The following is an 18599-nucleotide window of genomic DNA, read 5'->3' on the forward strand; positions in this document are numbered from 1 at the left end:
TGTAGCGGTCGTAGGGATCCGTGCGTGCCCGCGCAGGGCGGTGCGTCGGCGGCCTCGCCGGCGGGGTTACCTTCTACGTGTGGCTGAGCGGCGTATGCGCGGACTGCGCGGATTGAGTGGACTCATGAGGACGAAGCCGGAGCAGGCTCCCGAACACTCCATGGACCCTCGGGCCGGCGAGCGCGAGGACTCCTTCAGGCACAGCGTGATCGACAACGCGGTGTACGTGGACGGCGAGCGGGTGGACTCGCCGCTGTCGCTCGGCGACGCGATCGCCTCGCTGCGCTCGCGGCCGGGCGCGATGGCGTGGATCGGCCTCTACCGGCCGGAGGAGGCGGAGCTGATCAAGGCCGCCGAGGAGTTCGGCCTGCACGAGCTCGCCATCGAGGACGCCATCGTCGCCCACCAGCGGCCCAAGGCCGACCGGTATGGCGGCACGCTGTTCGTGGTGCTGCGGGCGGCGCAGTACCTCGACAAGCCGGAGAAGGTCGCCTTCGGCGAGTTGCACGTCTTCGTGGGCCCCGACTTCGTGCTGACCGTGCGGCACAGCGAGGCGCCCGACCTGTCGAAGGTGCGCCGGCGGATGGAGTCGGACCCCGACCTGCTCCGCCAGGGCCCGCAGGCCGTGCTGTACGCGATCCTCGACGCGGTGGTGGACGGCTACGCGCCGGTGGTCGCCGGGCTGCAGAACGACATCGACGAGATCGAGGTGCAGGTCTTCGGCGGCGACCCGGCCGCGCCGCGGCGCATCTACGCGCTCTCGCGTGAGGTCATCGAGTTCCAGCGGGCGACCAGCCCGCTCGTGCCGATGCTCGACGGCTTCATCGCGGGGTCGCCCAAGTATGGCGTGAACGAGGAGTTGCAGCGTTACCTGCGTGACGTGTCCGACCACGCCATCACGGTCACCGAGCGTGTGGCGGGCTTCCGGCAGATGCTCCAGGACATCCTCATCGTCAACTCCACCCTCGTGAGCCAGCAGCAGAACGAGGAGATGACCAAGCTGACGGCCACGAGCATCGCCCAGGGCGACGAGGTCAAGAAGATCTCCGCCTGGGCCGCCATCCTGTTCGCCCCGACCCTGGTCGGCACGATCTACGGGATGAACTTCGACCACATGCCCGAGCTGCACTGGTGGCTCGGCTACCCCGTGGCGATCATGCTCATGGGCCTCGTCTGCCTCACGCTCTACCTGGTCTTCAAGCGCCGCGACTGGCTGTAGGACCCCTCCGCTTCGAGCACCGATGCACCGGTTCGGGCCTTGTCGGGACAACTATCTAGATATATCGTTCACGTATCTCGATAGTTGGAGGTTCGCATGCACGACGATGGATGGCCCCCGCAGGCAACCCCGCCGCCGCCCCCACCTCCGCCGCACCACGGTGCCGCGCCGCCTCCGCCGCCGGTCCCGCCCGGCCTCGGCCCGCGCGTCCGGCGAGGCGACGTCCGTACGGCTCTGCTGCGCCTGCTGACCGAGGAGCCGCGCAACGGCTACCAGCTCATCGAGGAGATCGAGCGGCGCAGCGGCGGGGTCTGGCGGCCCAGCCCCGGCTCGGTCTACCCCGCCCTCCAGCAGATGGAGGACGAGGGCCTGGTGGAGGGGGAGGACGCGAGCGGCAGCCGCGCCTACCGGCTGACCGGGGAGGGCAGGAGCCACGCCGACCCGCGGGCCGAGCCGTGGGCGGACGTCCGCCGCAGCCTCCCCGAGGACCGGCACGAGCTGCGGCTGCTGTGGGGCCAGCTCGGCGAGGCGTTCGTCCACCTCACCCACGTCGCGGACGACCGCCAGGTCGCCGAGACCAAGAAACTGCTGCGGAGCACCCGGCAGGCGATGTTCCGGATCCTCGCGGAGGACACATGAGCGTGAACGGGGGAGAAGTGAACGCGGCGGTGGCCGTGCGCGGGCTGCGCAAGACGTACGGCAAGGTCGAGGCCGTCAAGGGCGTCGACTTCGAGGTCGCGCCCGGCGAGGTGTTCGGCTTCCTCGGGCCGAACGGCGCGGGCAAGACCACCACGATCAGCATGCTGTGCACGCTCGCCACCCCGACCGGCGGCACCGCCCTCGTCGCCGGGCACGACATCGTGACCGAGCGCGACGCCGTGCGCCGCAACATCGGGCTGGTCTTCCAGGACCCCACGCTGGACGGCTACCTGACCGCCGAGCAGAACCTGCGCTTCCACGCCGAGCTGTACGGCGTGCCGAAGGACCTGGTCGGCGACCGGATGCGCCAGGTGCTGGACATGGTCGGGCTGTGGGACCGCAGGGACGGCAAGGTCATGACGTTCTCCGGCGGAATGAAGCGCCGGTTGGAGATCGCCCGCGGGCTGCTGCACTCGCCCCGGGTGCTCTTCCTGGACGAGCCCACGGTCGGCCTGGACCCGCAGACCCGCTCCGCCATCTGGGGATACATCGGCAAGCTGCGGCACAGCGAGGACATCACGATCTTCATGACGACGCACTACATGGACGAGGCCGAGTACTGCGACCGCATCGCGATCATCGACCACGGCGAGCTCGTGGTGATCGACTCGCCGGAGGCGCTCAAGGCGAGCGTCGGCAAGGACCGCGTGCAGATCCAGACCGGCGACGACGAGCGCGCGATGGCCCTGCTCAAGGAGAACTTCGGCGTCGAGGCCGCCGTACGGGAGGGTCAGGTGACGTTCGCGGTCCCGTCGGGGGAGGAGTTCGTGCCGCGGCTGTTCGCGGGTCTCGGCGTGCCGATCAGGTCGGTGAGCGTGTCGCGCCCCTCGCTCGACGACGTCTTCATGTCCTACACCGGCTCCACGATCCGCGACGCCGAGTCGTCGGGGACCGGCAACCAGTGGATGCGCGCGATGGCCAGGGGAAGGTGACCTGATGACGACCGATGTGGTCCGGGTGAGCGTGCCGCGGGCGGGTGGAGGCCACGACCTGCGGGCGGTCAAGGTGGTGCTGCACCGGGAGTTGCTGCGGTTCGCCAACGACCGCACGCGGATCGTGTCCTCGCTGGTCCAGCCGGTGCTGTGGCTGTTCGTGATGGGCACCGGGCTTGGCACGCTGGTGCGCGGCTCGGTCCCCGGGGTCGACTTCCGGACGTTCATGTATCCGGGAATGATCTCGATGACCGTGATCATGACGGCGATGTTCTCCGCGGGGTCCATCGTGTGGGACCGCGAGTTCGGGTTCCTGCGCGAGATGCTGGTCGCGCCGGTCAGCCGGGGCGCGATCGTGGTCGGCAAGTGCCTGGGCGGCGCCGTCGTCGCCACCCTGCAGGGGGTGATCATCCTCGCGCTCGCGGGGCTGGTCGGCGTGCCGTACTCGCCGGGCCTGATCCTCACCCTGCTCGGCGAGATGTTCCTCGCCGCCTTCACGATCACCGCGTTCGGCGTGACGCTCGCCGCCCGGATGCGCACCATGCAGAGCTTCTTCGGCGTGATGCAGATGGCGATCATGCCGATGATGTTCCTGTCGGGCGCCATGTTCCCGCTGGCCGGTCTGCCGTCGTGGCTGCACGTGCTGACGACGGTCAACCCGCTGACGTACGCCGTGGACCCGATGCGCCGGGCGGTCTTCGGCCACCTCGACGTGCCGCCGCAGGTGGACGCGATGCTCAACCCCGGCGTGAGCTGGTTCGGCCACCGGCTGCCGGTGCCGCTCGAACTCGGCCTGGTCGCCGCCGTCGGCGCGGTCCTGCTCGCCGTGGCCGTGGCCCAGTTCCGGCGTACGGACTGAGCGGCTCCGGGCACGGACCGACCGGTTCGGGTCAGTCCTCCCGGCGCTCCCGGAAGACGGCGACGAGCACGCGCAGCGCGAGGACGGCGCTCACCACCAGCAGGTTGTAGCCGATCAGCTGGTAGAGGGTGACGGCGGCGGTCACCCGGGGCCCGCTCTCCGAGCCGAGCAGCAGCACCGCCATGAGCCCTGCGGTGGCCGCCAGCACCGTCAGGAGAGCCTGGTGCAGCAGGCCGGTCACGTGCCTGCGGTCCCGGGGGTCGGCGAACAGGCGCACGTTGACGCTGAACCTGCCGCTCTCCGCGGCTCCGACGATGCGGTCCACACTCCGGGGCAGCCGTCGCAGCAGGGGCAGCAGGCGCACGGCCTCCTGGACCACCGCCGTACGGATCTCCTCCCGCCCGCCGGGTGGGGCCAGGCGGCGGCCGGCGAAGTCCCGCGCCTCCCGCACGATGTCGAACCCGGGCGCGAGGCGGGTGAGCGTGCCCTCGACCGTGCCGAGCGCCCGGAACACCGCGGCCACCTCTGGCGGCACCGACAGCCCGTGGGCGAAGACCATGCGGAACAGGTCGCCGAACATCCGGGAGTCCGGGGCGACGCCGGGGATCAGGTGCCGGGCCATGAAGCGGCCGATCGCCCGCTCCAGCTCGCGCTCGTCGATCTCGTCGGGCCGGGGCACCAGTTCGAGCAGGGCGTCGCCGACGCCCGCCGGGTCGGCGCGGTCCAGTGCGGCGAGCAGGCGCTGGAGCGCGGCCCGGAGGGCGCCGTCGAGCCGCCCGACGGACCCGTAGTCGAGCAACGCGACGCTCCGGTCGGACAGCAGCATGACGTTCCCCGGATGCGGGTCGGCGTGGAACACCCCGTTGAGCAGGATTTGCTCCAGAAGCGTGTGCAGGAGGGTCCTGGCGATCTCCTCCCGCTCGGCCGCGCCGAGGCCGTCCTGGCCGGCGGCGAGCGGAACGCCGTGCAGCCGCTCCATCACCAGCATGCGGCGGCCGCTCAGCCGCGGGTACGGCACGGGGGCCCGTACGGCCGGGTCCTTCGACGACGCGGCGACGGCGGCCATGTTCGCTGCCTCGACCCGGAAGTCGAGCTCCTCGCGCAGCGCCTCGGCGAAACCCCGGGCGAGGTCGCCGAGGCCCGCTCCGCGGGCCCAGCGCGTGCGCCGCTCCGCCGTACGGGCGAGGCGGGCCACAATGTCCAGATCCCTCTCCACGACGGGAGCGATCCCGGGACGCTGGACCTTGACCACCACCTCCTCGCCCGACCGCAGCCGCGCGAGGTGGACCTGCGCGATCGAGGCCGCCGCCAGCGGCTCCCGCTCGAACGAGGCGAAGGACTCCTCCACCGGCCCGCCGAGCTCCCCGGTGACGACCCGCTCGATCTCCGCCCAGGGTGCGGGCTCGACCTGGTCCTGCAGCAGGCGCAGTTCGTCGAGAAACTCGGGTGGCAGCAGGTCACCACGGGTCGACAGGACCTGCCCCAGCTTCACGAACGTGACCCCGCCCTCGTCGAGGGCCCTGCGCAGGGAGCGGGCCAGCCGCGCCCGGCTGGAGGGTGCGTCCAGATCGGGGTCGCGCCCGCGCAGATAGGGGCCGAGGCCGTGCCGGACGAGGATGCGGGTGATGCGCAGGTAGCGCCGCGACCGTCCGACCCGCCGCCGTAGCGCTCCCACCGCCTGCACGGGACCCGGGACCGACCCCGACGGCACCAGGGCTTCGGCGATCACCAGGAACACCATCGAGCCCAGCAGGGCGCAGGCGAACGCGAGCAGAAGGAACCACAAAGGGGTGATGCCGGGCTGGTTCCGCGCCACCGAGCCGACCAGGACCTGCGACACCGGACCGGCCAGCATGACGGCGAGGACGGCGCCGAGCAGGGTGCGGACCCTCCCGAAGCGCAGGCCGAGAAGCCGCCGGGCGGCCAGGGCGAACGCGGCGATCATCACGACGGCCGTCACCGCGAGAGCGGTCACTATCAACGCGTCCAACCGTCGCCCCCGATGCAGCGCCCACCGATGATCACCGACTCTAGCCGCCGGGACGAACCGGTAGTACGGGATTTCCGGCGCCGGTCCGCGATCACGCGGGCGGGTTCGCGCGTGCCGCACCCAACCTCTGTGGTCGGTACAGCTAGGGGGTCCCGGCGTACGGGCCGACCCCGCACACCCGGGGGACGGCGGCGAGCGGGACGTCCTCGTCGAGGGCGCGGACCAGCAGCGACTCCACGCCGAGGAGCATGGCGCGGGCCGTCTCCCGGGGCAGGTAGGCGGTGTCGGCGATGAGGCTGAGCTGTCCGGTGTCGGTGGCCGCGCCCACGGTGAAGAACGCCTTGAACCGGACCCCGGGCCAGGCGTTCGTGACGTACGTGCGGGTGTTCGCGGTCAGATCGGCGATCTCGCCGGACGCGGGCCGGGGCACCCCCGGCCAGGTGCCTATGGTGCGCCGGTCGTTGAAGAACGCGTCGAGGTCCGGCTCCCGGCCGCGGAGGCGGCCGATCTCCTCGCGCATGGCCTGCATGGCGAAGGGGTCGTAGTGCGCGTTGCGGTACGCCGTGAAGGCGGCGCGGTGCGCCTCCCGGCAGGCGTCGGCGAAGCCGTCGGAGGGCGACGGGTCGAGGACGAACAGGCCGTCCTGGCCGACGTTGCCGATCATGGTCCGGGTGCGCGGGTCGCGGCGGTTGCTGTGCACGAGCTGCATGACCGCCCTCTGGCGGCCGCTCACCGTGGCGAGGACGGTCGCGCACGCGCCGAGCAGGACGCTGGTCGTGCTGATGGTCCACCGCCCGGCCAGCGTCTCGGCCGCCGCGGCGAGCGCGACCGACTCCATGCCGACCTCGATGAACCGGGGGTCCTCCGGCTCGCCCGGAGAGTGGTCGAACACGTCGAGCGGCGCCTCCTCCAGGACGGCCCGCCAGTAGCGGATCGACCTGGCCGAGCGCGCCTGGAACGACTCCTCGCGCTCCAGGGCCGCCTGGTCCATCGGATGCCAGTCGGCGGGCGGCGGATCACCCCCTCTGAGCAGGATCTTCCACTCCTCCGCGAGCAGGCTCAGGGCCTGGAAGTCCACGGCCAGGTGGGAGAAGGTCAGCGCCAGCGCCATGGGCCGCCCGGCCTTGAGGACGACGGCGCAGCGCAGCGGCAGGTCACTGTCGTGGACGAAGGCCGTCGTGCTCAGCTCGCCGGCGATCCGTTCGGCCGCCCGCAGGGCTCGCTCCTGCCCCGCCTCCACCAGGTCCACGATGAGCCGGCCGTCGCGTCTCACCCGCTGCACCGGCCCCTCCGGCGTGCCGTGGAAGGTGGTACGCAGGGTCTCGTGCCGTTCGAGCAGCACGCGCAGCGCGTCCAGCACGGTGGCGAGGTCGCGCCTGCCGTACACCGGCAGCACCCAGGGGCAGTTGAGGAAGGACTGACTGTCGCCCATCAGGTGGACGGCGCGCCAGATCAGCCGCTGCCCCCAGGTCAGCGTCGCCTCGCCCTCCCGCGCGCCGTGGAACTCCACCGTCGCGCCCGCGGCCCGCGCCGGGGAGCCCTCCGGCGTCGTCATGCGTCTGCCGCGGTCCGGTCACCGGGCTCGGCGGCCCGGGACACCAGCACGGCGAGGGCGTCGACGCTCTCCAGCGAGGACCAGTCGCCGCCGAGGCCGACCTCGACCCCGAAGGTGTCCTCGATCGCGTCGACGAGCCGGACCCGGGCCACCGAGGTCAGGCCGAGCGCGGACAGCGACCGCTCGCCGGCGAGCGCCTCCTCGGCGCCGATCGCGCCGTCGGACACCTCGGCGACCAATTCCGCCAGGGCCCGCCTGTACCGCCCGGCCGTCATGCCGCACCGCCCGTCATCTGACATCCTCCGTGGTCGCGGGGGAACCGTGCCGACCTGGGACGGAAGCATAGGCAAATCGGTTCGGGTATGACAACGAAACAGAAAAGACGCCGTCCGAAAACTTTCGGAAACGGGTCCTCTCCTTGGAAACGGAACGGCCCGGGGCGTGACATCCGCCCCGGGCCGATCGAGCATTCTCTAGTGCTTCACCCGAACCCGGTCGCTGCGGCTGGACGAGCGACGGGCGTCGTCGTCACCGGGGAAGACCACCTTCCAGCTCCCGGAGCGGGTCGCCTTGGTCTTGCCCCAGAACTTGCCGGAGACGTTCGTCCGCAGCGTCTTGACGTAGTGCCAGGAGCCGCCGGCCTTCTTGAACCACACGGTCACCTTCTGGTGGCCGTAGCCCTCCCAGCCGTCGTCCCACACCTGGAGTGTGCCGCGGAAGGTGAGGTATCTGCCGTACTTGACCGGTTCGGGGGAGGCGTCGAAACGGATCACCCGGGTGTCGGCCGCGGGCGGCGGCACGGGACGGGGAGCGCGGACCGTCACGTAGTCGGACGAGCTCACCGAGCCCGTCGCGCCGGTGACGGCCTCGAACTCGGCCCGCCACCAACCGGAGGTCCTCGCCCTGACGTCCGCGGCGAAGAAACCGCGGTCGCCGGTCCAGGCGGAGGTGACGTACTGCCAGCGGTAGCCGCCGTCGGGCTTGAAGAGGATCCGCACGCGGTGGTCGGGGTAGCCGCGCCAGAAGTCCCCGCCGTCGATCTCCAGCCGGCCGCGCAGGCGCAGGGTGTCACCGGCGCGTACGGGGTCGGGGGAGGCGTCGAAGCCGGTGACGCGGGTGCGCCTGGCGGCGTCGCGTACGTCGACCCGGTCGCTGTCGCTCGTCGCGGGCTCGGCGGCGGTGGTGCCGTCGAACTCGGCGCGCCACCAGCCGGACCCGCCCGCCTTCTCGTCGGCCGAGAAGCGGCCGCGCCCGTCGGTCGTCACCCAGCCGACCCGGCCGTAGGAGCCGCCGACCGGCTTGAAGGCGAGGTACACCCGCTGGCCGGCGTACCCGCGCGACGCGCCGTAGGTGAGCGTGCCGGTCAGCCTGACGACGCCGCCGCGGTCGACCACGTCCGGCGAGGCGGCGAAGTCGAGACCGGTGCTCCAGTGAACCTGGAACTCCTTGGTGGCGGTGCCGCCCCCGGTCTTCACCTCCAGCTTCCAGGCGCCCGGCTCGTCCCTGAAGGTGAAGCCGTACCTGGCCGTGTAGGCGCCGGAGCCGGCGGAGCCGACGGCGAGGGGGACGGCCCGGCCCGACCCGTCGAGGAGCCGGGCGGCGCCCGCGTCCGCCGCCTTGTAGGTGAAGGTCGCCGTCGTGCCCGCGCCGCCGGCGACGATCACGGGGCTGGGGGAGACGGCGAGGTCGCTCGGCGCCGGAGCCGGAGACGGCGTCGTCGCCGCGCCGGCGGTGGCCGGGAGCGCCACGGCTCCGCCCAGGGCGACCGCTCCTCCCATGGCCGCTGCCGCGATCACGGCACGCATGCGTTTCAACATTCCGCTGAACCATCCTTCCCGGTGGTCGAACGGTGAACGCGGCCTGAGGGTGCCACGTCATTGCTCTCAAGTAGACGGGCGATAACCGGCATAGGTTGAGAGCAATGACATTCGTCATCAAATTGTGTCAATTAAGGTGATCAATAGCCGGAACGATGCCGGGAGTTCCCACTGCGCGGGACGGGGAGAGCATCCTGCGACATAATCGGCCGTGTGGTACGGGAAGCAGTGGAGACCCATTTCGCCGAGGCCGTGGGGGCGCTGACCCCGGGACCCGCCGGGGACCCGGATCTGCCGGTCCGGCCCGGCTCGGGCCTCACCGGCGCCCGGTGCCGGGAACTGTTCGCGGTGCAGCTCGGCAGCCGGCTCCTGGACGTCGCCGCCCGCCTGATGCGCGGGCGCGACGAGGGCTTCTACACGATCGGGTCGTCCGGCCACGAGGGGAACGCCGCCGTGGCCGCGGCGCTCCGGGCGACCGACCCCGCGCTGCTGCACTACCGGTCGGGCGCGTTCTACCTGGCCCGCTCCGCCCAGGCCGGACGGCTGGCCGAGGAGGGGCTGCGCGACGTGCTGCTGGGGGTCGCCGCGTCGGCCGAGGAGCCGATCGCGGGCGGCCGGCACAAGGTGTTCGGCCACCCCGGCCTCGCCGTCATCCCGCAGACCTCCACGATCGCGAGCCACCTGCCGAGGGCGGTCGGCGTCGGCTTCGCGATCGAGCAGGCGCGCGCGCTGGGGCTGCCGTCGCCGTGGCCGCGCGACGCGGTCGTCGTCTGCGGATTCGGCGACGCGTCGCTGAACCACGCCTCCGCCCTCACGGGCCTCAACACCGCGGCGTACGGCAGCCATCGCGGGCTGCGGGTGCCGGTGCTGTTCGTGTGCGAGGACAACGGCCTCGGCATCAGCGTGCGGACCCCGCGTGATTGGGTCGAGCGGGCCAGGCACCCGGCGCTGGAGTATTTCCACGCCGACGGCTGCGACCTCGCCGACGCCTATGACGCCGCGACGCGCGCCGCCCGCCACGTGCGCGACAACCGCGCCCCCGCGTTCCTGCACCTGCGCACGGTGCGGCTGATGGGCCACGCGGGCTCGGACGTCGAAAGCGCCTACCGCACCCGCAAGGAGATCGCGGCCGACCTGGAGCGCGACCCCCTGGTCCGTACGGCGCGGCTGCTGGTGGAGGCGGGCCTCGCCCAGCCCGACGAACTGCTGGCGCGCTACGAGGCCGAGCGTGACCACGTCCTCAAGCTGGCGATGGAGTGCGGGCGGCGGCCGCGACTCTCCTCGGCGGCGGAGGTGATGGCGCCGCTCGCGCCGCGCGACCCTCGGGCGGTCGCGGCCGGAGCCCTGCGGGCCGCGCCCGCGCGGGAGCGCGAGCGGGCCTTCGCCGCGCCGCCGGAGTCGGAGGGCGGGCTCACGCTCGCGCAGGCCGTCAACCGCGCGCTCGCCGACGCCATGGCGGCCGACCCCGGGGTCCTCGTATTCGGCGAGGACGTGGCCCGCAAGGGCGGGGTGTACGGCGTCACGCGCGGGTTGCTGCGCAGGTTCGGCGGCGAGCGGGTCTTCGACACGCTGCTCGACGAGCAGGCCGTCCTCGGGCTCGCGCTCGGCAGCGGGCTGGCGGGGCTGCTGCCGGTGCCGGAGATCCAATACCTCGCCTATCTGCACAACGCCCTTGATCAGGTTCGTGGCGAGGCGTCGACCCTGCAGTTCTTCTCCAAGGGCGCGTACCGCAATCCCCTGGTCGTACGAGTCGCCTCATATGCCTATCAAAAGGGATTTGGGGGACATTTCCATAATGACAACTCAATTGCCGCGTTGCGCGATATCCCCGGTTTGATCATCGCGTCTCCGGCGCGGCCCGACGACGCGGCGGAGATGCTCCGCACGTGCCTGGCCGCCGCCCGCGTGGACGGCGGTGTGTGCGTGTTCCTGGAGCCCATCGCGCTCTACCACACCCGCGACCTGTTCGAGGAGGGCGACGGCGGCTGGCTCGCGCCGTACGCGCCGCCGGCCCGGTGGGCGGAGACGCACGTCCCGGTCGGGCGGGCCCGCTCCTACGGCGACGGCCGCGACCTCACCATCGTCACCTACGGCAACGGGCTGCGGATGAGCCTGCGGGCGGCGGCGCGGCTCACGGCGGAGGGCATGGGCTGCCGGGTGCTCGACCTGCGGTGGCTGTCGCCCCTGCCGGTCGACGACCTCATGCGCGCGGCCGACCTCACCGGCCGGGTGCTCGTCGCCGACGAGACCCGGCGCAGCGGCGGCGTCTCCGAGGGTGTGATGGCGGCGCTGCTCGACAACGGCTTCACGGGCCCGATCAGCCGGGTGACCTCCCGGGACAGCTTCGTGCCGCTGGGCCCGGCGGCCGACACCGTGCTGCTGTCCGAGGCCGAGATCGAGCAGGCCGCCCGCGCCCTCCTGGCCCGAAGCTGACCCGCCCGGCCAGAGGGCCCGGACGGGGCTGACCAGGGAAGGCCGGCCGGGGAAAGCAGCCCGGAGGAGAGCAGCCCGGGGGACCTGATCGGGACTGCCGCCGGTCACGCGATCTGACACAGGGCGGCGCGGGCCATGGTGTGCAGCAGGCCGGCCATGGCCTCGGGGGAGAGCTCTCCCGCGCTGTGCGGGGTGGAGTTGAGCAGGCCGAAGACCGCGTGCGCGGCGGCGCGCAGCCGGGCCTGCGGGCAGTCGGGGTGCAGTTCGGCCAGCACGGCCACCCACTCCTCGGCGTACAGCCGCTGGAGCCGCCGGATCGCCCGCCTCGCCTGCTCGGGCACGTTGTCGAGCTCGCGCTCCTGCACCCGGATCAGCGCCGGATGGCGCAGCGCGAACTCGATGTGCCCGGCCAGCAGCGCGTCCAGGGCCGCCTCCGCGGTGTCCGGGTCGGCGGTGGTGGCGAGCCGCGCCCCCTGCTCGCGCAGCCGCTCGCTGATCCCGAGCAGCATCTCGGTGAGCAGGGCCTCCTTGCCGCTGAAGTGCCGGTAGAGCGCGGGCCCCGACACGCCCACCGCGGCGCCGATGTCCTCGATGGACACGCCGTGGAAGCCGCGCGCCGCGAACAGGGCGGCGGCCGCGTCGAGGATCTCGGCCCGCCGATTGCGGGTAGGGGTCTTCACGGCACCATGGTAGACGGAGCAAGTTAACGATGACTAACATTCCAGCATGAGCACAAGCGACTGGCCGGTGCTGGAGAGCCGGTGCGACCCGGGCGGCGAGGCGTACAAGCGCGACGCCGAGGCGAACGAGCGCCTGGCGGCGGAGCTGCGCGAGCGGCTCGCGGCCGCGGCGCGCGGCGGCCCGGAGCGGGCCCGCGCCCGGCACGCCGAGCGCGGCAAGCTGCTGCCCCGCGACCGCGTCGACACCCTCCTCGACCCCGGCGGGCGCTTCCTCGAACTGTCGCCGCTCGCCGCCACCGGCATGTACGACGACCAGGCCCCGGCCGCCGGGATCATCACCGGCGTGGGCCGGGTCGGCGGCCGCGAGGTCGTGGTCGTGGCCAACGACGCCACCGTCAAGGGCGGCACCTACTACCCCATGACGGTCAAGAAGCACCTGCGCGCCCAGGAGGTCGCGCTCCACAACAATCTGCCGTGCGTGTACCTGGTCGACTCGGGCGGGGCGTTCCTGCCGAAGCAGGACGAGGTCTTCCCCGACCGGGAGCACTTCGGGCGCATCTTCTACAACCAGGCGACGATGTCGGCGCGGGGCATCCCGCAGATCGCGGCCGTGCTCGGCTCCTGCACCGCGGGCGGCGCCTACGTCCCGGCGATGAGCGACGAGGCGGTGATCGTCCGGAACCAGGGCACGATCTTCCTCGGCGGGCCGCCGCTGGTGAAGGCCGCGACCGGCGAGACCGTCACGGCCGAGGAACTGGGCGGCGGCGAGGTCCACGCCCGCGTCAGCGGCGTCACCGACCACCTCGCCGAGGACGACGCGCACGCCCTGAAGATCGTGCGGGACATCGTCGGGTCGCTCGGCCCGAGAGGCCCCCGCCCCTGGGACGTCGCGCCGGCCGAGCCTCCGCTGCACGACCCGCACGACCTGTACGGGATCGTCCCCCAGGACACCCGCCGGCCGTACGACGTGCGCGAGGTGATCGCCCGCATCGTGGACGGCAGCCGGTTCCTGGAGTTCAAGACCGAGTACGGCCCGACCCTGGTGACCGGGTTCGCCCGCGTCCACGGCCACCCCGTCGGGATCGTGGCCAACAACGGCATCCTGTTCGGCGAGTCGGCGCTCAAGGGCGCCCACTTCATCGAGCTGTGCGACCGGCGGTCGATCCCGCTGGTGTTCCTGCAGAACATCAGCGGCTTCATGGTCGGCAAGGCGTACGAGGCCGGGGGCATCGCCAAGCACGGCGCGAAGATGGTCACGGCGGTCGCCTGCGCCCGGGTGCCGAAGTTCACCGTGATCATCGGTGGCTCGTTCGGCGCGGGCAACTACGCGATGGCCGGCCGCGCCTACTCGCCCCGCTTCCTGTGGATGTGGCCGAACGCCCGCATCTCGGTCATGGGCGGTGAGCAGGCCGCCACGGTCCTGTCCATGGTCGGCGACGCCGACCCCGAGGAGATCCGGGCCCGCTACGAGCACCAGGGCAGCCCCTACTACTCGACCGCCCGCCTGTGGGACGACGGGGTGATCGACCCGGTGGACACCAGGACCGTCCTCGGCCTGGCGCTCGGCGCCGCGGCCAACGCCCCCCTCGAACCCGTCGGCTACGGCGTCTTCCGGATGTGAGGCAGTGTGATGACTCGGGTTCTCTCGTGATGTTCACCAGTGTGCTGATCGCCAACCGGGGGGAGATCGCCGTCCGGATCATCCGGACGCTGCGCGCGCTGGGCGTGCGCGCGGTCGCCGTCCACAGCGACGCCGACCGCGACGCCCGGCACGTGCGCGAGGCCGACCTCGCCGTACGGCTCCCGCGCGGCTATCTCGACGCCGACGGAATCGTTCAGGCGGCCCGGACGAGCGGCGCCGAGGCGATCCATCCCGGATACGGCTTCCTCGCCGAGAACGCCGCGTTCGCCCGCCGCTGCGCGGAAGAGGGCCTGGTGTTCGTCGGCCCGCCGCCCGAGGCGATCGAGGCGATGGGCGACAAGATCCGGGCCAAGGAGACGGTCGCCCGCGCGGGCGTGCCGGTCGTCCCCGGCGGCGCCGAGCCCCGCGACGACCTGGCCGAGGCGGCCGGGCGCATCGGCTTCCCCGTGCTGATCAAGCCGTCGGCGGGCGGAGGCGGCAAGGGCATGCTGCGGGTCGCCTCGGCGGAGGACCTGCCCGCGGCGATCGAGTCGGCCCGCCGCACCGCCGTGGCCGCCTTCGGGGACGGCACGCTGCTGCTGGAGCGGTACGTCGACGGCCCCCGGCACATCGAGATCCAGGTCATGGCCGACGCGCACGGCAACGTCGTCCACCTCGGCGAGCGCGAGTGCAGTCTGCAGCGCAGGCACCAGAAGATCGTGGAGGAGGCGCCGTCCCCGCTGCTGGACGACGCGACGCGGGCGCGCATGGGCGCGGCGGCGGTGGAGGCCGCGCGGTCGGTCGGCTACGTCGGCGCGGGGACGGTCGAGTTCATCGTCCCGGCCGCCGACCCGGGGGGCTTCTCCTTCATGGAGATGAACACCCGGCTCCAGGTCGAGCACCCGGTGACCGAGATGGTGACCGGCCTCGACCTCGTCGAACTGCAACTGCGGATCGCCTCCGGCGAGGCGCTGCAGTTCGGGCAGGACGAGGTGCGCCTGCGCGGCCACGCGGCCGAGGCCCGCGTGTACGCCGAGGACCCCGCCCGCGACTTCCTGCCCACCGGGGGCCGGATCCTGTCGCTGCGGGAGCCCGCCGGGCAGGGCGTCAGGTTCGACTCGGGGCTCGCCGAGGGCATGGTCGTGGGCAGCGACTACGACCCCATGCTGGCCAAGGCGGTCGCCTGGGCCCCGGACCGGGCGGGCGCGCTCGCGGCCCTGGATCGGGCGCTCGGCTCCACGGTGATCCTCGGCGTCACCACCAACGTCGGTTTCCTGCGGGCGCTGCTGGCCGATCCCGAGGTCGCGGCCGGGCGGCTCGATACCGGCCTGGTCGAGCGCCGGCTCGGCGACCTGGTGAACGGCCCTGCGGGCGGTGGCGTGCCGGACGAGGTGCTCGCCGCCGCGGCGCTCGTCTTCCACGCGGACTTCGCCGGGTCCGCCGGCGGTCCCTGGGACGTCAACGACGGCTGGCGGATCGGCGAGCCCGCCTGGGCGGTCCACCGCCTCGGCGTGCCGGTGCGGATCGCGGGATCGGCGGACGATGCCGAGGTGGAAGTTAATGGTCGTTCACTCGGCCGGGCACGGCTGACGCGGCCCGGCGACGGCGCGGCCGTCGTGTCGCTCGGCGGGGTCACCCGCCGGTACGCGGTCGCCCGCGACCGCGGCACGCTCTGGCTCGCCGAGGGCGGCCGGGCCTGGCCGGTCACCCGGCACGAGCCCGGCGACCCGGGAGACCGGGCGGGCGGCGCGCTCGCCGGGGACGGCGTGCTCCGCAGCCCGATGCCGGGAACGGTGCTGCTGGTGAAGGCGGCCCAGGGCGACCGGGTCACCGCCGGGCAGCCGCTGGTCGTGGTGGAGGCGATGAAGATGGAACACACCCTGACGGCGCCGGACGACGGCGTGCTCGCCGAACTGCGGGTGCGGCCGGGGCAGACGGTGGACCTGGACGCGGTGCTGGCGGTGGTGACACCGTGCGAGTGACGATCTACGAGGTGGGCCCGCGCGACGGCCTGCAGAACGAGTCGGCCGTCGTGCCGGTGGAGGTCAAGCGCGAGTTCGTCGCCCGCCTCGCCGAGGCCGGGCTGACCACGATCGAGACGACGAGCTTCGTCCACCCCAAGTGGGTGCCCCAGCTCGCCGACGCGGGTGAGCTGCTGGAGAGCCTGCCCCGGGTGCCCGGAGTCCGCTACCCGGTGCTCGTCCCGAACGAGAAAGGCCTCGACCGGGCCCTGGAGGGGAATGTCACCGACATCGCGATCTTCGGCAGCGCCACCGAGTCGTTCGCGCGGCGCAACCTCAACCGTACGGTCGAGTCGCAGTTCGAGATGTTCGCGCCGGTCGTCGAGCGGGCCCTGGCCCACAGCCTGCGGGTCAGGGCGTACGTCTCGATGTGCTTCGCCGATCCCTGGGAGGGGCCGGTCGCGCCCGCGCAGGTGGCCAGGGTCGGGCGGAGGCTGCTCGACCTCGGCTGCCACGAGCTGTCGCTGGGCGACACCATCGGCGTCGGCACGCCCCGCCACGTCGAGGACCTGCTCGACGCCTTCGCCGAGGCCGGTGTCGGGCCGGAGCGGCTCGCCGTCCACTTCCACGACACCTACGGCCAGGCCCTCGCCAACACGCTGACCGCGCTGAGGCGGGGGATCACCGTCGTCGACTCCTCCGCCGGAGGCATCGGCGGCTGCCCGTATGCCAAAAGTGCCACCGGCAACCTCGCGACCGAGGACCTGGTCTGGATGCTCGACGGCCTCGGCGTCGAGACCGGGGTGGACGTCAGGTCGCTGGCCGCCACCAGCCTGTGGCTCGCCGGAATCCTGGGCCGGCCGAGCCCTTCCCGCGTCGTCCAGGCTCTGGCCAAGGAGATCTGAGATGCTCAACGACGAGCACGTCGAGCTGCGCAAGTCGGTGGAGGAGTTCGCCCGCGAGGTGGTCGCCCCCGTCATCGGCGACTACTACGAGCGGTGCGAGTTCCCGTACGACGTCGTCCGCAGGATGGGCGCGATGGGCCTGTTCGGCCTGCCCGTCCCGGAGGAGTACGGCGGCATGGGCGGCGACTACTTCGCGCTGTGCCTGGCCCTGGAGGAGCTGGCCCGGGTCGACTCCTCGGTGGCGATCACCCTGGAGGCGGCGGTGTCGCTGGGGGCGATGCCGATCCTCCGGTACGGCACCGACGAGCAGAAGCGACGCTGGCTGCCGGGCATGGCGGCGGGGGAGATCCTGGGGGCCTTCGGGCTGACCGAGCCCGGCGGCGGCTCCGACGTGGCGGGCGGCATGCGCACCACCGCCGCCCTCGACGGCGGCGAGTGGGTGATCAACGGATCCAAGGCGTTCATCACCAACTCCGGCACCGACATCACCGGGGTCGTCGCGGTGGCGGCGATCACCGGCCGCCGGGAGGACGGACGGCCGGAGATCTCCACGATCCTCGTGCCGTCGGGCACGCCCGGCATGACGGTGTCGAAGAAATATTCCAAGGTCGGCTGGTCGGCCTCCGACACCCGCGAGCTCTCCTTCACCGACTGCCGCGTGCCGGAGGAGAACATCCTCGGGGAGCGCGGTCGGGGCTACGCGCAGTTCCTGCAGACGCTCGACGAGGGCCGGGTGGCGATCGCCGCGGTGTCGGTCGGCCTCGCCCAGGGCTGCGTGGACGAGTCGCTGCGGTACGCGCGGGAGCGCCGGGCCTTCGGCCAGGAGATCGGGTGCTACCAGGCCATCCAGTTCAAGATCGTCGACATGGAGGCGCGGGCGCACACGGCCCGCCTGGCCTACTACCACGCCGCCGAGCGGATGGTGGCCGGCCTGCCGTTCAAGAAGGAGGCGGCGATCGCCAAGCTCGTCGCGTCGAACGCCGCGATGGACAACGCCCGCGACGCCACCCAGGTCTTCGGCGGCTACGGCTTCATGAACGAGTTCCCCGTCGGCCGCTTCTACCGCGACGCGAAGATCCTGGAGATCGGCGAGGGCACCAGCGAGGTCCAGCGCATGCTCATCGCCCGCGAACTCGGCCTGCCCACCTGACTTCGCATCCGCCTGGCCTTTCGCCCGGCCGGACCTGTGCAGGGCGAGCATGAGCTACGGTGGGGGCGTTCGCGCAGTGGGTGCGTCGAGGCCCACTGCGCCAAGGCGTTGACGATCTCGTGGTGCTGTCCGACTGTCAGCCGTACGTCGAAGAGGTCCTCGGTGACGGCGCGCCGGTCCCCGTCGAGCCGGTCGGCCCACACCGCGAGCGCGTCGACGCGCCTGAGGTCGAGGAGGGCGTCGCCCCGCCACAGCCGCAGGGCGTCTTCCAGCAGTTCGGCCGCATTGTGGTAATCCCGATTGTCCCGGGCCGTTCTCCCTCGCATTGTCAAACAATTGAACTGCTCCACATCCAGAGAAGTCGAGGGTATGGAAAGGGCATAGCCGCTGCCGACCGTCCCCACAGCGGAATTTCCCGGTTCGCGAGGGGAGAGCAGACGGTGCAGGCGCGCGATGTGCGTGGTGAGATTGCGGCGGGCGGAGTCGGGCGGACGGCCGTTCCACAGCAGGTCGATCAGCCTGTCACGGTGCAGGACGATGTTCGCGTTGAGCAGGAGCAACGCCAAGAGCTGCCGCTGCCTCGGTGCGAGCCCCGCGATGGACTCTCCTTGAACGTCGAAGGCCAGGAACGGTCCCAGCAACGCGTATAGCACGGCCCCCCTCATGCATCGCATAGCGGCATAACCATGATCGAACTAGGACTTCAACCACATTTTGCGGCACTGGCAAGGAGGCGAGTTTGGCGACGTAGGTCGAAAATATGTCGAAAATGTGTCGG

The 18599-nt window shown here is 72.2% G+C and carries 15 protein-coding genes; 9 read left to right on the forward strand and 6 right to left on the reverse strand.

Translation table 11 applies throughout. The features are described 5' to 3' along the window. The first annotated feature begins 124 nt into the window (after positions 1-124). The 4 genes from Mam01_RS12305 to Mam01_RS12320 all read left to right on the forward strand — a co-directional run bounded on the left by Mam01_RS12305 (position 125) and on the right by Mam01_RS12320 (position 3709). Positions 125-1219 (forward strand): magnesium and cobalt transport protein CorA, encoded by a 1095-nt coding sequence (locus Mam01_RS12305; protein WP_239101245.1) that lies wholly within the window; start codon positions 125-127, stop codon positions 1217-1219. Positions 1220-1315: 96 nt separating this feature from the next. Next, positions 1316-1858 carry a PadR family transcriptional regulator gene (locus Mam01_RS12310; protein WP_204285483.1) on the forward strand — a complete coding sequence of 181 codons (543 nt, stop codon included), beginning with the start codon at positions 1316-1318 and terminating at the stop codon, positions 1856-1858. Then, a complete protein-coding gene (locus tag Mam01_RS12315) occupies positions 1855-2850 on the forward strand; it encodes an ATP-binding cassette domain-containing protein (RefSeq protein WP_204285484.1) in 996 nt (331 codons plus the stop codon). Before Mam01_RS12310 ends, Mam01_RS12315 begins: the two co-directional genes overlap by 4 nt. A gap of 4 nt (positions 2851-2854) precedes the next feature. Beyond that, entirely contained in the window at positions 2855-3709 is an 855-nt protein-coding gene (locus Mam01_RS12320; protein WP_150931602.1) for an ABC transporter permease, read from the forward strand. A 31-nt stretch (positions 3710-3740) separates the two neighbouring features. Here Mam01_RS12320 and Mam01_RS12325 read toward each other — a convergent pair whose 3' ends face one another. The 4 genes from Mam01_RS12325 to Mam01_RS12340 all read right to left on the reverse strand — a co-directional run bounded on the left by Mam01_RS12325 (position 3741) and on the right by Mam01_RS12340 (position 9059). After that, entirely contained in the window at positions 3741-5699 is a 1959-nt protein-coding gene (locus Mam01_RS12325; protein ID WP_239101246.1) for an ABC1 kinase family protein, read from the reverse strand. A gap of 142 nt (positions 5700-5841) precedes the next feature. Further along, positions 5842-7254, reverse strand: a complete 1413-nt coding sequence (locus Mam01_RS12330; protein WP_204285485.1) for a condensation domain-containing protein — start codon at positions 7252-7254, stop codon at positions 5842-5844. After that, complete coding sequence (locus Mam01_RS12335) at positions 7251-7529, reverse strand: acyl carrier protein (RefSeq protein ID WP_150931597.1); 279 nt, start codon at positions 7527-7529, stop codon at positions 7251-7253. Before Mam01_RS12335 ends, Mam01_RS12330 begins: the two co-directional genes overlap by 4 nt. A gap of 198 nt (positions 7530-7727) precedes the next feature. Continuing rightward, positions 7728-9059: a hypothetical protein gene (locus Mam01_RS12340; RefSeq protein WP_204285486.1), complete on the reverse strand. Its 1332-nt coding sequence runs from the start codon at positions 9057-9059 to the stop codon at positions 7728-7730. 225 nt (positions 9060-9284) lie between these two features. Between Mam01_RS12340 and Mam01_RS12345 the strand changes: the two genes are divergently transcribed. Continuing rightward, complete coding sequence (locus Mam01_RS12345) at positions 9285-11504, forward strand: thiamine pyrophosphate-dependent enzyme (RefSeq protein ID WP_204285487.1); 2220 nt, start codon at positions 9285-9287, stop codon at positions 11502-11504. Positions 11505-11608: 104 nt separating this feature from the next. Here the strand turns inward: Mam01_RS12345 and Mam01_RS12350 are convergent, their stop codons facing one another. Beyond that, on the reverse strand, positions 11609-12184 hold the full coding sequence (locus Mam01_RS12350; RefSeq protein WP_204285488.1) for an SACE_7040 family transcriptional regulator: 576 nt from the start codon (positions 12182-12184) through the stop codon (positions 11609-11611). Positions 12185-12230: 46 nt separating this feature from the next. Here Mam01_RS12350 and Mam01_RS12355 point away from each other — a divergent pair, with 46 nt between their 5' ends. From Mam01_RS12355 to Mam01_RS12370, 4 genes are read left to right on the forward strand one after another with little or no spacing between them, the layout of a single operon-like run. Beyond that, the gene (locus Mam01_RS12355) at positions 12231-13805 is read left to right on the forward strand and encodes a carboxyl transferase domain-containing protein (RefSeq protein ID WP_204285489.1); all 1575 of its coding nucleotides are present in this window, start codon (positions 12231-12233) and stop codon (positions 13803-13805) included. A 29-nt stretch (positions 13806-13834) separates the two neighbouring features. Beyond that, a complete protein-coding gene (locus Mam01_RS12360) occupies positions 13835-15787 on the forward strand; it encodes an acetyl/propionyl/methylcrotonyl-CoA carboxylase subunit alpha (protein WP_204285511.1) in 1953 nt (650 codons plus the stop codon). Further along, positions 15778-16671 carry a hydroxymethylglutaryl-CoA lyase gene (locus tag Mam01_RS12365; RefSeq protein WP_204285490.1) on the forward strand — a complete coding sequence of 298 codons (894 nt, stop codon included), beginning with the start codon at positions 15778-15780 and terminating at the stop codon, positions 16669-16671. Before Mam01_RS12360 ends, Mam01_RS12365 begins: the two co-directional genes overlap by 10 nt. Before the next feature lies 1 nt (position 16672). Then, positions 16673-17821, forward strand: a complete 1149-nt coding sequence (locus tag Mam01_RS12370) for an acyl-CoA dehydrogenase family protein (protein WP_204285491.1) — start codon at positions 16673-16675, stop codon at positions 17819-17821. Here the strand turns inward: Mam01_RS12370 and Mam01_RS12375 are convergent. Beyond that, positions 17731-18474: an AfsR/SARP family transcriptional regulator gene (locus Mam01_RS12375; protein ID WP_204285492.1), complete on the reverse strand. Its 744-nt coding sequence runs from the start codon at positions 18472-18474 to the stop codon at positions 17731-17733. The genes Mam01_RS12370 and Mam01_RS12375 overlap by 91 nt on opposite strands. Positions 18475-18599 lie beyond the last annotated feature (125 nt).

Origin of the sequence: Microbispora amethystogenes (assembly GCF_016863015.1) — a bacterium.
GTDB lineage: Bacteria > Actinomycetota > Actinomycetes > Streptosporangiales > Streptosporangiaceae > Microbispora > Microbispora amethystogenes.

What these genes read in the sequence shown, in the direction of transcription:
- Mam01_RS12305 (WP_239101245.1), top strand. Translation starts at nt 125, where the DNA reads ATGAGGACGAAGCCGGAGCAGGCTCCCGAACACTCCATGGACCCTCGG.
- Mam01_RS12310 (WP_204285483.1), top strand. Translation starts at nt 1,316, where the DNA reads ATGCACGACGATGGATGGCCCCCGCAGGCAACCCCGCCGCCGCCCCCA.
- Mam01_RS12315 (WP_204285484.1), top strand. Translation starts at nt 1,855, where the DNA reads ATGAGCGTGAACGGGGGAGAAGTGAACGCGGCGGTGGCCGTGCGCGGG.
- Mam01_RS12320 (WP_150931602.1), top strand. Translation starts at nt 2,855, where the DNA reads ATGACGACCGATGTGGTCCGGGTGAGCGTGCCGCGGGCGGGTGGAGGC.
- Mam01_RS12330 (WP_204285485.1), bottom strand. Translation starts at nt 7,254, where the DNA reads ATGACGACGCCGGAGGGCTCCCCGGCGCGGGCCGCGGGCGCGACGGTG.
- Mam01_RS12335 (WP_150931597.1), bottom strand. Translation starts at nt 7,529, where the DNA reads ATGACGGCCGGGCGGTACAGGCGGGCCCTGGCGGAATTGGTCGCCGAG.
- Mam01_RS12340 (WP_204285486.1), bottom strand. Translation starts at nt 9,059, where the DNA reads ATGCGTGCCGTGATCGCGGCAGCGGCCATGGGAGGAGCGGTCGCCCTG.
- Mam01_RS12355 (WP_204285489.1), top strand. Translation starts at nt 12,231, where the DNA reads ATGAGCACAAGCGACTGGCCGGTGCTGGAGAGCCGGTGCGACCCGGGC.
- Mam01_RS12360 (WP_204285511.1), top strand. Translation starts at nt 13,835, where the DNA reads ATGTTCACCAGTGTGCTGATCGCCAACCGGGGGGAGATCGCCGTCCGG.
- Mam01_RS12370 (WP_204285491.1), top strand. Translation starts at nt 16,673, where the DNA reads ATGCTCAACGACGAGCACGTCGAGCTGCGCAAGTCGGTGGAGGAGTTC.